Genomic DNA, 12888 nt, shown 5'->3' with positions numbered 1-12888 from the left:
AGACCTCCGTGTGTTTGGTGAAGCGGCTAACTCCACTAAGCCCGGAGGTCTTCTATGTGATCAGCTAGCTGCGGCCATGTGTCACCAAGATCTCGGCCAAGTACACCTAGAGCGCTGACCGTCTTCTCAGCCCTGGCTGCGCCGGGCGCCAGTTCCCAGGTGATCTTGCCGTCGGCGTTCACCGTCACCAGGCGGCCCGTCTCGGTGAAGCTGGCCGCGAGGACGTCCTCGCGCTGCTCGCGGACCTCCCCCTTGATGTTGAGCAACTCCAGTTCGCCATCGTGGACCAGGCCGACCACCGTGCCGGACGGGTCGGCGATCACACTGGCCCGAGCGGCGACATCGCGCGACCACGTCTGCCGCCCGCTCGGGTCGATGCCGCGAACCTCGGTGTGATGGGTTCCGCGCTGGTCGACGTAGCGGGACACCACCGCGCCCCCGTGCGTACCGGCCACGCATTCCCCGGGCTGGTCGAGATTGACCTGCAGGGGAATGAGGGTTCCCTTCTTGAGTACTCCTCCGCGCTCGCCGGTCAGGACCGCCCAGTCTCCGCCGACGCAGCCACCCCAGAACCCCCCTGCGGGCACGCGCTCCCCTGTAGCTCGCCATCCGTGAGCGTCGCGCTGGAAGCGCAGGATGTCAGCGCCGGGCAGGCGGGGGTCGGTGTAGAGCAGCAGAGCCGTCATCCGGTCGGGGCTCTCCTGCCACAGGACGTTCTCCACGTCGGCGACCGGATGGCTCTCCTTCTTGCCGTCGGAACGCTGGATCTGGAGCGTGCCGTTTTCGGCGATGACCGTGTCCGCATCGCCCCTCCGGCTCAGCACCTTCCGGGTTGCGGTGGAGAAGGCCGCTTCTGGGCACCGGGACGCGCATACGGCAGCCTGCGTATCCGTCCATATGTGCTGTCCGTCCGAGGCGTATCCGCGGTGCGATTCGGTCTGCGGGTCGTACACGATCGCCCCCGTTGAGGAGGCGGCGACGAAAACCGGCGGCATTTCCTGCTCACCGCCGGTGGAGCATGACGTGACCGCCACCAGCGCCAGCAGGGACGCGCTGAGTGCGCGGCGGTTCATTGGCCGCTAGATCCGCTTGGTCTGGAAGCTGCACGTGGGGTCGAGGCCCGGAAGGTCCCAGCGCACCCAGAACTTGACGTAGACCTTGTCCTTCGAGGAGGCGGGGATACTGACGGTCACGCTCTTCGTGCCCACCTTGGCCTTGTCGGTGCTCCAACCGCTCCACCACGTGTCGGGTGCGTTGTTCTTGTCCGAATAGACATCGATGGCCACGTCGGTCTTCGATCCGGCCCTACCGCCGATCGCGTACGTGAACTTGGTGAAGACGTCACGCCCAACGCCGTTGAAGTAGTAGCGTGCCGAGCCGCTGAAACCCTTGGGGTCCGACGAGCAACTGCCGCTGAGAGTCTTGTCAGCCGACGCAGAGGCGGAAGCGCCGCCGGCGCCGGCGATCGACAACGTCAGGCTCGCGGTCCCGACGATCGCCGCATGCCGAAGGATGGTGCTCAGTCGCATGGTGCCCTTTCGTTCCTTGACTTGCATCCATCAACGGATCGTATGGAGCGGTGGTATGTCGCCGGTATGCGCGGTCGTGGATGGTCATGTGTGTATGGATTTCGGGAGTGCCGCGACCGTTCATCGACTCCCGGGCGTCGGGAAGTTGAGCGTGCGGCGTGGTTGCGCGCCCGCCGGGTGGTTGAGGTATGCCGGTGGGATGCGTTATCCGGACGGTGGTGGTCTGACCCCGGCCGGCGCGAGCCAAGCGTGAGCTGGTCGTCAGGGGCTTGTCGCCGCTGTAGGTGGCCGAGAAGCTGCGGGCCTCTGCAGGTCGGCGTATGCCTGGCACAAGATCTCGCGCGGCGGCGGGGTCGAGGCGCCGGCATCGAAAAAGGGCCGGGCGGGCGGCCCTCACCTGCAGCTTGGACTGCATGGACGCGGCAGGCGCAGTGACAGCCGTCGCCCGGCCGGGTGGACGGGGCCCGGCCGGGCGACGGTCAGGTGGTCACTTGCGCAGGTCGAAGGCTCGGATGGTGGTCTGCTTCAGGGTGTTGCCCGCCTGGTCCCAGACTTCCACCTTGAGCGTCACCGCGCCCTTGGTGGCGGCGAGGGCGGGGTAGCGGGTCGTGGCGGTGTAGGTGCCGTCCCGGTCGCGCTTGACGGGGACGGGGGTGTAGGTGGCGCCGTCGTCGGTGCTGGCCCACAGCCGCAGGCCGGCGATCTCCGGCATCTTCGACCGGGACGGGGCGTGGTAGGGGGAGACGGTGAAGGTGTGGGTCCGCCCGGCGCGCACGCTGTTGGCGGCGTCCAGGGTGTCGCCCAGGTCGTAGCTGACGAACACGACCGGGGCCGGCTTGCAGGGCTCCGCCGTGCCGTACAGCACGTCGAGCGAGCAGAAGGACCCGGGCAGCCGCTCGGCCCCTGCGGCCGGGGCGGTGAAGGTCCACTCGTTGTCGTGCCGGTCGTTCCTGGCGGTCAGCCGGTAGCTGCCCGACTGCTGCGGCAGGGTGAAGACCGGCAGGATGGTCGAGCCGCCGGCCTCGGCACGCGGGATCTCCGTGCCGTCCCGGTAGAGGCGGACCTCGAAGCCGGGCTTGGTCAGGTCGTTCGTCGGCCAGTAGCCGCCGCTGTACTGCCTGGTTCCCGGGGAGCCGTAGCTGGGCTCGAACTCCGCCCACAGCTTGTCGCCCTGGACGCACATCATGCACCGGAAGAACGCGCCGAGGTTCGCGCCCGGCTTGGCCAGCTTGTAGACCTTGTCCGAGCCGGTCGCGGCGCCGGGCGTGAACGGCGTGGTCATCCAGCTCTGTCGGACGCGGACCGGCTGGTCGAACACCTCCAGTGCCCACTGCGGCACCCGGGCGTCGATGGGCGTGCCGCGCATCTCCTCCATGCCGTGCGACCAGAGCTTCCCGCTGTCGAGCGGACCGATCCAGTCGCGGCGTTCCCGGAGGCCGAGCCGGGGAACGCCCCACCCGGCGAGACTCGACGACAGCGGCATGACGTCGTCGGGCTTGTGCGCGTACCGCCAGTCGTCGTAGGTGTGGGGGGCGACGACGTGGGTGTCCAGGTCGACCCTGGCCAGGTCACGCTCGCCGAAGCTGTAGTGCAGCGAGCGGGGCACCCGGCCCTCCTCGTAGGGGGCGAAGGTGTAGCTGTAGGGCGTCTCCTCGGTGCCGGTCACCCGTACGGTCACCGGCTTGCCGCCGGTGAGCCGGGCGCGCAGGGCGAGCCCTTCGCCGGACGGTAGCGACGCCGTGGCGACACCGATGGGCTTGGCCTCCCCGGTGAAGGGGATCTGCGTCAGGGGCAGCGGGATCGCGCAGCCGGAGCCGGGCTTCGGGAAGTACGCGACCGCTGCCGCTCCGGCGTCACGGATCGGGCCGAGTCGTTCGATCTGCACGCCGCACGTGGCGCCGAACACGCCCTCCGACATCGGCGCCTCCAGCAGGACGAGCTTGCCGCGCAGGTCGCGGCCGGCGAGGTCCTCGGGCCTGCCCTCGCCGACGTCGACGACCTCCAAGTCGCGGGTCCCGGTGAACGGTACGAAGCCGGGGTGGCCGTCGCTCTGCTCGTGCACCCCGGCCGGGTTGATCCCGTGCAGCGAGGTCCTCGGGTGCAGGGTGAGCCTGTCGCGCCCGCGTCCGAGCACGCTCATGGCGACCTCGGCCCGGCCGAGGGTGAAGCGGGTGTGGAAGCGGAAGGCGCCCTTGGTGACCTTCTCGGTGGGCAGCGCCCAGAGCTGGGCGGCTCCGCCGTAGGGCGCGCGGGGCCAGGTGAAGCCCATGTAGGAGTGGCCGTTGAGGACGGTCCGCTGATAGGCCAGGTAGGCATAGTTGTTCAGCGGCTCGGCGGGCTGCGGGGTGCTGAACCGCACCTGGCTCAGCTTCCGGCCGTCGAGCGTGATCTCGGTGTCCTTGGTGACGGTCAGTTCCGGCACGGACAGCATCGCCAGGTTGAGCCGGTCGTCGTCGTCGACCCATTCCACGAACTGGGCCACGCTGATGACGCCGTGCGGGACACGGACGGTCGTGGTGCCCTCGGCGGGCACCAGGACGCCGCCGAGGACGCCCTTGCCGCCGGACACGTCGATGGTGTCCTGGGCCCAGGGAGTCAGCGGCTTGCCGTCGCGGCCCAGGGTGCGGATGGTGAGCGTGGCCTTGGGCGTTTCGCGGACGACGCCCACGGGGGTGCGCAGCCGGACGCCGTCGGCGGTCGCGGTGACGGCGCCGGTGTAGTTGTCCAGGTTCGCCAGTGCCTTGGGGGCGACGGTGACCGTCGCAGTGGCGGTGCCTCCGGCGGGCACGGTGAGCGTCGTCGCGCTGAGACTCAGCGCGCCCTCGATCGCGCCGCCGTCCGACCCGCTCAGGGTTGCGGCGAGCGCCAGCGTGACGGGCGTGCCGCCCAGGTTGGTGTAGGTCAGTTCCCGGGTGGCGGGTTCGGTGCCGATCTCCACCGCGCCGAAGTCGATCCCTCCGGTGGCGGCGAAGACCTGCTGGGCGTACGCCGTGGCCAGGTCGACGCGGCCGGCGCCCTGCTTGTACACGCTGAGCGCGTCGTCCTTCGCGGTCGACATCAGCGCGGCCTTGAGCTGCGCGCCCGTCCAGCCGGGGTGCCGCTGCGCCATGATCGCGACGGCTCCGGCGACGTGCGGGGTGGCCATCGAGGTGCCGTTCGCGGCCGTGTAGTGCTCGTCGATCGGGCTCCCCATGCTGGTGCCCGCGGCGCGTGCCGCGGCGATGGCGACGCCAGGAGCGGCGATGTCCGGCTTGAGCCCGCCGCCGACGCGCGGTCCCTGGCTGGAGAAAGGGGCCCACTGGTCGCTCTTGTCCACCGCGGCCACGGTGAGCGCGGCCTCGGCCGTGCCGGGGGTGGCGACGGTCTCGGCGCCGCCCTCGCCGGTGTTGCCCGCGGCGATCACGAACAGCGCGCCGGTGGACGCGCTGAGCGCGTCGACCGCCTGGCTCATCGGGTCGCTGCCGTCGGTGGCTTCGCCGCCCAGGCTCATGCTGACCACCTTGGCGCCGGAGGCGGCTGCCCACTCCATGCCCTCGATGATCTGGGATTCGCTGCCGGACCCCCCGTCGGACAGCACCTTGCCGACGATCAGCTCGACGCCGGGCGCGACGCCCTTGTGCTTGCCGCCGGCCGCCGCGCCGGAGCCGGCGATGGTGGAGGCGACGTGGGTGCCGTGGCCGTGGCCGTCCCGCACCTCCTCGCCGGGGATGAAGGACCTGCTGTCGGTGATCCGGCCGGCCAGGTCGGGGTGCGTGGCGTCGACTCCGGTGTCGAGGACGGCGACCTTCACGCCCGCGCCGTCGTGCCCGCCGGCCCACGCCTGCGGGGCGCCGATCATCGGGACGCTCTCGGCGAGGTCGGCCTCGACCCTGCCGTCCAGCCACACCTTGGCGATCTCGCCGCGCAGCGCCGCCCGCCCGGCGAGCCCGTTCGCGTCGGGCGCGGCCCGCACCGCGGTCCAGAACGTGCCCGCCTCGGCCTTGGTGACGCGCAGCGCGGCGGCGTTGACGCTCTCCAGCGCGAGCACGGGCTCGCTGGCGGGGATGGCCTCGGCCGCCGAGGCGACCGCCCGGTCGTCGTGCCGGCCGGGGTACTGCACGATGACGGGTAACTGCTTGGCCTGGTCGTCGGTGTAGCCGTTCTCGGCCAGGTAGGTGACGTTGAACAGCTCCCGGTCCAGGCGGCCCGCGTTGATGGCGGGCACGGCGTCGCTCGGGGTGACGTAGACGCCGTCCGGGGTGGCCAGCGTGGAGAGCTGGGCGCTGGTGCCGTCGGGGCGCACGCTCGACTCCGGCCGGACGGAGTAGGTGCCGCCGCCCGCGTCGCTGAGCCGTACCCGGTCTCCGGTGATCAGCGTGATCGTACGGTCACCCGGGCCCAGCCCGGTCAGCGCGACCGGGCCGGTGACCTGACCCGGCGTGGGGGCGGGTTCCCGGGCGAGGGCGGGGGTGCCGGGCACCGTGAGGGCGCCGAGCGCGAGAGCCGAGACCGCGAGCAGCGCGCTCGTACGGCGTGGCCTGACGGAGGGAGGATCATGCGGTGACCTGCGTGGGAACATGCGGAATTGCCCTTCGGGGGTGCAGAGGGGGGAAGATCAGACGGGCTCGAACCCTTCGGGGGTGCAGAGGGGGGAAGATCAGACGGGCTCGAACCCTTCGGGGGCGTCGTCAAGGGGTTCGATGACCGGCTTCTCCGGCGGTCCTTTCCGCGCCGGGTCGGCGTCGCCCTGTTCGCCGTCGGGAGAGTCGGTTTCGGACATGCCATAAGCGTCGTGCGCACGTCCGCTAGGGGCTATGGGTAGGCCACCCCATTCCCGGCTCACGGACCGGGCGGGTCACTACGGGGGTGCTCGGTGCCGAGGTGCGCGCCGAGAGCGGCACGGGAGCGCAGCCCGAGCTTGCGCAACGCGGCGCCGAGGTGTTTCTCCACCGTCCTGGGCGAGACGAACAGCCGCTGGCCGATCTCCCGGTTGGTGAGGCCCGCGGCGGCCAGGTCGGCCATCTCGCGTTCCCTGGGGGACAGGTCCGCGCCGTAACCCTGCGGACCGCCGGGATAGCGGCCCTTAACCGTCACGCCGTGCCTGCGGGCGAGCTGCGCGGCACGGTCGAGATCCCACCGGGCGGCCAGGTCGCGGAACGTCGCCATCGCCTCTCGCAGAGGCTCGCCCGCTCCGGGATCCCCGGCCTCGAACAGCCGCCCGGCCGCCAGCTCGCGTGCCTGGGCCACCTCGTACGGCGCGCCGAGCAGCTCGTATCCGGCCGCCGCCTCCAGGAAGTGCGCCGCGGCGGCCTCGTCCGATGCGGTGAGGTGAGCGCGGGCGTGGGCCAGCGCCGGGGCGGCCATCGGTGCGTCGAGGTCGCCGAGCCGTACCGACAGCCGGTCCACCAGCGCGAGCGCCTCGTCCTGCCGGTCGGCGGCCGCCATCGCCTCGGCCAGCGCGGGCAACGCGCGCACCGCCAGCGGCCAGAGCCCCTTGGTCTCCCACACGGCGACCGCCGCCTCGGTCGCCCCGAGTGCGGCCCGGGCCTCGCCGCTCGCCGTGGACAGCCGCAGGAACCCGGCCACCGACAGCGGCAGCAGCTCGTAGGCGCCCATGACCATGGCCCTGTCGGCGACGTCGGGCAGCTCGCGCCGGGCGGTTTCGAGCTCGCCGCGGGCCAGCGCCAGGCAGGCCGCGACGGTCTCGGCGCCGAGCCGGTCGAACGGACGCCCGCCGTACTCCTCGAGCAGCAGCGCGGTCTCCTCCTCCAGACCGTCCCACCGGCCCTGGCAGCAGGCCAGCAGGAGCGCGACCAGGCGGCAGCGCGCCAGCGGCTCGCGCGAGGACTCCTCACCGGCCGCCTCCCGCATCGCCGCGCTCAGCAGCGTGGCGGCGACCTCGTAGTTACCGGCGAGGCACGCGTTCTCGGCGATGGAGCGGTAGGCGCCCACCTCCTGGCGGTGCCGTGGCCGGCCGCCGGTCCTGCGGCGCACCTCGCCGGTCAGCTCCAGCCAGCGGGCGTCGCCGTACCCGCCCAGCGAGGTCGCGATCTTGCCGAGGATGAACACCTCCTCGACCGGGTCGCCGATCGCCGGCACCGCCGCCAGCGCCCGCTCCAGCCACACGACGTGCTCGGCCAGCGGTACCCGTGCGTCCATCGGCCGGCCGAGCGCCGCCATCACCCAGGCCGCCAGGTCGGGCCGGCCGGCCAGGTCGCCGACGGCGGCGGCGAAGGCCCGGCGCTGCGCGCCGGGGTCCTCACCGTGTCTTTCCTGGAGCAACCCGATGAGAAAGTGCAACTGGCCGCGCAGCAGGCCCGGCCGCTCCGACTCCAGCGCCTGCGACAGCAGGTCGATGACCTTCGGCGGGCGCAGCACCTGCGGCGCGGCCCAGCCCAGCCGTACCGCCAGGCGGCTTCGGCGTTCCGGGTCGAGAGGCGCGTGACGCAGCACGTCCTCCAGGATGCGGACGGCCTCGGCGTCGTCGCCGAGCTGCGAGGCCTGCTCCGCGGCCTGCTCGGCGGCCTCCACCCAGTCGGCCAGCCGCCCGGCCTGGCGCAGGTGGTGGGCCTCCTGGCCGAGCGGCACCGGCTTCAGGGCCCGTACGGCCGCGGCGGCCCGCCCGTGCAGCTCCTGCCGCCGGCCGAGCGGGATCGCGCCGTACACCGCCTGGGCGGTGAGCACATGCCGGAACGCCACCGCCCCGGCCTGCTCGTCCAGCAGGCCGGAGACCAGCAGCTCGTCCACCCCGGCCACGGCTTGCGCCCTGGTCAGCCCGCTCACCGAGGCCAGCTCGTCCAGCCGCACCGGCACCTGCAGCACCGCCGCCGCCTCCGCCACGACCCGAGCGGCCTCGGGCAGCCGTGCCACCCGTTCCCGCACCGAGTCGCGCACGCCCGGCGGCACGTCGAGCTCGGCCACCGCCTTGCGCGCCCACCGTCCGCTGCGCAGCCTGATCAGCGCGCCGCGCGCCCGCAGCAGCGCCATCAGTTCCTGTACGGCCAGCGGAAGCCCCGAGGAGAGCTCGTACAGATGCGTGCCGAAGTCGGCGGTGACGCCCGCCTCGCCCAGGATCGCCGCGGCCATCGCGCCGGTCTGGTCGGCGTCCAGGGCCCTGAGCACGATGTGGTCGTGGAAGACCGGGTCCGCGGGACGCCCGGTCACCTCCCGGACCGAGCCGCCCGCCTCCTCTCCCCGGTAGGCGAGCACGAGCGACAGCTCCGGCAGCGGCACCGCCAGCGCGTAGGCGAGGAACTCGATCGTCTGCTCGTCGGCCCAGTGCAGATCCTCCACCACCAGCACCACAGGGCCGAGCGCCCGCAGCACCTCGGCCAGACCGCGGAACAGCTGGTGGCGCTCGGCGGCCCGGTCGTCCAGGGACTCCAGGGCGGGCGGCAGCACGGGTGCCAGCTCGGGCAGCAGAGCGCGCAACGCGCCCGCGACCGGCGACAGGCCGACGCTCGCCAGCGAGTCGCCGGTGCCGCGCAGCGCCTCGATCAGCGGGCCCAGCGGGAACGGTTCCCGGATGCGCCGGGCGCCGCCGCGCAGCAGCCGCCTGCCGGCCATCACGGGCAGCGCCGCGAGTTCGGCCAGCAGCCTGCTCTTGCCGATGCCGGCCTCGCCTTCGAGCACGACCACCGCGGGCGGCCGGCTCACCGCCGCGACCAGGCGGCGGAGCTCCTCCTCGCGTCCGATCAGGATGGGGGAGATCACCCGTCCCGCGGCCGTGTCGCCGTCCGCCATCGAGACCACCTCCGCTCACCCGGTCGTGATGAATTACCGCATTTGCGATCATTCATACCGTAAGCACCCTCGGGCAAGGGCTGTCACCAGGGCACCATCCCGGCGTCCGCGAAGAACGCGCCGGTCGGGCCGCCGTCCGGCAGGGTGGAGAGCCGGATCGCGACCGTTGCCTCCTGCTCGGGCGTGCGCACGCCGCGGAAGCCGTTGAGGCCGGTCGCGAGGAAGCCGGGGCAGGCGGCGTTGATCGGGATGCCGGTGTCCCGCAGCTCTCTGGCGTACTGGAGGGTGACGGCGATCGAGGAACGTCTTGGACGGTGAATACGCCACCGACAGCGGGCCCACCACGGCCAGGTCGGTGGACGTGCTCCGCCGGGTGAGGGAGCCGACGCCGCATCGTTGACCAGCGCGTCGAGCCGCCCGGCGCGCTCCACGACGCGAGCCGGGCCGCGGCGGCCACGCACCCGCCTACACCTGCTGCACCAGGGCTGGCGGGCCAACCGGTGCCGCAGGCCCACTCGCGGCACCGTAGGCCACCAGTGGACGATCTTCCAGGCCGAGGCCTCGGGGCAGCTCCATCCGCCGACGCGACCGGCTTGGCGGCATCCTCGACGAATACTCACACGCCGCTTGATCTGCACGGACGGAATTTTCTGCAGGCGCAAGGCCGGAGCGCGCTTCTCCTGAGATGGGCGGGCGGGGGCTCGTCTTTCATGTCGGGCGACATCCGTAGCTGTCGCCCGAATCCGACCCCAGACCAGCCCGGCTCCCTATGGGTCGGAACGTTGCTGTGCGCTTGGGGAGACTCTGCCTAGCTGGAGATGGTGACCTTGGATCCGTAGCAGCCGCGTGTGATCACGACGTAGTACCGTCCCGACAGGTCTCCGGGGGCGTCGCCAGCCTCCGGGACTTTTCCATCCACTTTCGTGCCGGCGTTGATCGAGCGGTACTTGACGACGTCGTCGCTGTCGTAGTCCCTGATCTCCATGTGCGTGATGCACGGGCCTGCGATCAGCGAATAATTGACTGAGCGCGTGGTGGGGTTGGCATTGATTGGTCCCGTGTTCTCCAGCGAATTGCACGAGGACGCACCCGCCCTAACGGAGCACCACGCCAAGGCTGCAGGCATCCCATTCACGGCGCTGGCGCCAGCGCCGTGAATGCGATGTCTTCAGCGAAAAGGGCCACGGTGGAACGGCTAAATCTGCCCACGTCAGTCCCATCTGAGATGTGGAACGGGGGTCCGGGTGGCGCCCGGCGCTGAGAACTGATTATTCGTGTGGCCCCTAGATGGAACCTGTATTGATCCTGTACTGATCCGCATGGGTGGGCCTTCTTGCTGGACTGCAATCGATCATGTGGGTTGATGGCTGCGGGTGCCGAATATGTTCGTCCGCGCAGGTCGTAGGCAGAATGGGCGATCTCGGGCCAGTGAGTGTTTTGAGTGCCTCGGCGAACGGCATGATGATCGGTGGTGCTGCGCTTGGCCTACCTCACGGTGACGACCGTCTTCTCATTTCTGCGGCTGCTGTCCGTGAGCGATCGCGAGAAGGACATTCGAGATCTGTGTGCTCTGGCATCAGCTGACCGTTCTGCAACGGCAAGTGAACAAAGCCCGCGTTCGCACGGGAGGACCGGTTCCGCCTCGCGGGGCTGCTGCATCCTCTGCCCGATGGACACCTTGCGCCGCCTCACATTGCTGATCCGCTCTGACACGATCCTGCGCTGGCATCATGATCTGTCGCGGCGCCGGCACGCCATAGCCGGTGCTCATCGGCGGCGGGGACGCCCGCGAACCGTCCGTCTCATCCGCGCCCTGATGCTGCGGCTGGCCCGGGAGAACTCCTCGTGGGGATACCGGCGGATCCACGGAGAGCTGGCCGCGCTCGGCATCAAGGTCGCTGCCTCCACGGTCTCGGGATGCTCAAAGCCCACGGCATCGATCCATCTCCAGAACGGGCACACACCGCCTGGACCGACTTCTTGCGCGGCCAGGCCCATGCACTGCTGGTCTGTGACTTCTTCGAAGTTTGCACACTCTTCTGGGTGAGCCCGACCCGGACTTCGGCACGAAGCTGGACGAGATCGCGTGCGCCCTCACCCACCGCCCCGAGCGCTCCTGCGCCTTCGACCGGGACAGGCTGGGCACCCGCCAGGCAACCGAACCGGTTGCCGACCACCTACCGCCGTACCCAGGGCGTGCGGTACTTCCACGGCTGCTACTCCGTTGGTGATGATCTGTTGTGGGGCGTCAACCGGGTGCGCAAGGGTATCGACCACACCTTGGCCGCCCTGAAATCGATCCGGCCCGCTCGTCCCGACGGCGCACCGATCTACGTGATCCTGGACAATCTGTCGGCGCACAAGAACTGGCGCATCCGCACCTGGGTCAAGAAACACAAGGTCAAGCTACTGTTCACATCGACCCAAGCCTCCTGGGCCAACCCGATCGAGGCCCACCTCGTCCTCTGCGCCACTCCACCCTGGCCAGCTCCGACCACCCGAATCACGCCATCCAGACCCGAGCCCTGCACTCCTCCCTGCGCTGGCGCAACGCCAACGCCCGCCATCCCGACGTGTTCGCCGCTCAACGCCGCGAACGCGCCCGCATTCGCAGCGAGAAGGGCATCCGCTGGGATGGTCGGCCCGTCACACCGGCAGCCTGGCCCCTTCACCCAACCCGGTGATCGTTTCCGGTCACAGCACCAGCAGTGATCGTCCGTGCCGCTGAGCCGGCGCTCGTTCAGCGGCCGATGCTGTCCAGTTCGGCCACATCCTCCTCGGACAGGGACAGTCCGGCGCCCGCGATGTTCTCGCGCAGGTGGACGGTGGAGGACGTGCCTGGGATGAGCAGAATGTTCGGCGAGCGCCGTAGCAGCCAGGCCAGCGCGACGGACATCGGCGACGCCTCCAGTCGGCTCGCGACTTGAGACAGTGTCTCGGACTGGAGCGGTGTGAAGCCGCCCAGGGGAAAGAACGGCACGTAGGCGATGTTGTCGGCGGCGAGCTGGTCGACGAGGTCGTCATCGTGGCGGTGGGCGAGGTTGTACATGTTCTGCACGCACACGATCGGGGCGATTTCGCGCGCCTCGGCGACCTGCTCCGCGGTGACGTTGCTGACCCCGAGGTGGCGGATCAGACCCTCTCGCTGGAGGTCGGCGAGCGTCTCGAACGCCTCGGCGATCGAGCCAGGTTGGAGGCCTTGTGCGTCGCCCATGCGCATGTTGACCAGGTCCAGGCTCTCAACGCCGAGGGAGTCGAGGTTCTCGTGGACCTGCTTGCGCAGGTCCTCGGGACGCCGGGCGGTGGGCCAGCCGCCCTGCGCGTCGCGGGTCGCGCCCACCTTGGTGGCGATGAACAGCGACTGCGGGTAGGGGTACAGCGCTTCGCGGATCAGCTCGTTCGTCATGCGCGGTCCGTAGGCGTCGCTGGTGTCGATATGGGTGACCCCGAGGCTGACCGCCTCGCGCAGGACGACCAGGGCGCCGTCGCGGTCGGCGGGCGGGCCCATGACCCACGGGCCGGCGAGCTGCATCGCGCCGTAGCCGAACCGGGTGACGATCGAATCACCGAACGTCCAGGCGCCGCCGGGGAGGGATGTGGATGGCGTGGTCATCGTCGTGCCTTTCGCTTCCTGCTG

Annotated in this window: 8 protein-coding genes and 1 pseudogene; 1 reads left to right on the top strand and 8 read right to left on the bottom strand. The window is 70.8% G+C overall.

Features of this window, described 5'->3' with window-relative positions:
- Positions 1-35 precede the first annotated feature (35 nt).
- The 7 genes from ACIBH1_RS37975 to ACIBH1_RS37945 all read right to left on the bottom strand — a co-directional run bounded on the left by ACIBH1_RS37975 (position 36) and on the right by ACIBH1_RS37945 (position 10236).
- Positions 36-1073, bottom strand: a complete 1038-nt coding sequence (locus ACIBH1_RS37975; RefSeq protein ID WP_397318885.1) for a hypothetical protein — start codon at positions 1071-1073, stop codon at positions 36-38.
- Positions 1074-1079: 6 nt separating this feature from the next.
- Complete coding sequence (locus ACIBH1_RS37970; protein ID WP_397318884.1) at positions 1080-1556, bottom strand: hypothetical protein; 477 nt, start codon at positions 1554-1556, stop codon at positions 1080-1082.
- A gap of 460 nt (positions 1557-2016) precedes the next feature.
- The gene (locus tag ACIBH1_RS37965; RefSeq protein WP_397318883.1) at positions 2017-6087 is read right to left on the bottom strand and encodes a S8 family peptidase; all 4071 of its coding nucleotides are present in this window, start codon (positions 6085-6087) and stop codon (positions 2017-2019) included.
- Between the two features lie 78 nt (positions 6088-6165).
- On the bottom strand, positions 6166-6288 hold the full coding sequence (locus ACIBH1_RS37960; RefSeq protein WP_397318882.1) for a hypothetical protein: 123 nt from the start codon (positions 6286-6288) through the stop codon (positions 6166-6168).
- 59 nt (positions 6289-6347) lie between these two features.
- Positions 6348-9251 carry an AAA family ATPase gene (locus ACIBH1_RS37955; protein WP_397318881.1) on the bottom strand — a complete coding sequence of 968 codons (2904 nt, stop codon included), beginning with the start codon at positions 9249-9251 and terminating at the stop codon, positions 6348-6350.
- An 83-nt stretch (positions 9252-9334) separates the two neighbouring features.
- A complete protein-coding gene (locus tag ACIBH1_RS37950; protein ID WP_397318880.1) occupies positions 9335-9712 on the bottom strand; it encodes a hypothetical protein in 378 nt (125 codons plus the stop codon).
- A gap of 347 nt (positions 9713-10059) precedes the next feature.
- On the bottom strand, positions 10060-10236 hold the full coding sequence (locus ACIBH1_RS37945) for a hypothetical protein (RefSeq protein ID WP_397318879.1): 177 nt from the start codon (positions 10234-10236) through the stop codon (positions 10060-10062).
- A 1063-nt stretch (positions 10237-11299) separates the two neighbouring features.
- Between ACIBH1_RS37945 and ACIBH1_RS37940 the strand changes: the two are divergent.
- A pseudogene (locus tag ACIBH1_RS37940) lies at positions 11300-11935 on the top strand (transposase); the annotation flags it as partial.
- Between the two features lie 56 nt (positions 11936-11991).
- Here the strand turns inward: ACIBH1_RS37940 and ACIBH1_RS37935 are convergent.
- Positions 11992-12864, bottom strand: coding sequence for an aldo/keto reductase family oxidoreductase (locus ACIBH1_RS37935; RefSeq protein ID WP_397318878.1), 873 nt, complete (start codon positions 12862-12864; stop codon positions 11992-11994).
- Positions 12865-12888: the final 24 nt, after the last annotated feature.

Origin of the sequence: Nonomuraea sp. NPDC050663 (genome assembly GCF_044456985.1) — a bacterium.
In the GTDB taxonomy this organism is placed as follows: Bacteria; Actinomycetota; Actinomycetes; order Streptosporangiales; family Streptosporangiaceae; genus Nonomuraea.
The sequence above is the reverse complement of the archived record's forward strand: the minus strand, read 5'-3'. Positions and strand labels throughout refer to the sequence as shown.

What these genes read in the sequence shown, in the direction of transcription:
- ACIBH1_RS37960 (WP_397318882.1), bottom strand. Translation starts at nt 6,288, where the DNA reads ATGTCCGAAACCGACTCTCCCGACGGCGAACAGGGCGACGCCGACCCG.
- ACIBH1_RS37935 (WP_397318878.1), bottom strand. Translation starts at nt 12,864, where the DNA reads ATGACCACGCCATCCACATCCCTCCCCGGCGGCGCCTGGACGTTCGGT.
- ACIBH1_RS37945 (WP_397318879.1), bottom strand. Translation starts at nt 10,236, where the DNA reads ATGGAGATCAGGGACTACGACAGCGACGACGTCGTCAAGTACCGCTCG.
- ACIBH1_RS37970 (WP_397318884.1), bottom strand. Translation starts at nt 1,556, where the DNA reads ATGCAAGTCAAGGAACGAAAGGGCACCATGCGACTGAGCACCATCCTT.
- ACIBH1_RS37955 (WP_397318881.1), bottom strand. Translation starts at nt 9,251, where the DNA reads ATGGCGGACGGCGACACGGCCGCGGGACGGGTGATCTCCCCCATCCTG.
- ACIBH1_RS37965 (WP_397318883.1), bottom strand. Translation starts at nt 6,087, where the DNA reads ATGTTCCCACGCAGGTCACCGCATGATCCTCCCTCCGTCAGGCCACGC.
- ACIBH1_RS37975 (WP_397318885.1), bottom strand. Translation starts at nt 1,073, where the DNA reads ATGAACCGCCGCGCACTCAGCGCGTCCCTGCTGGCGCTGGTGGCGGTC.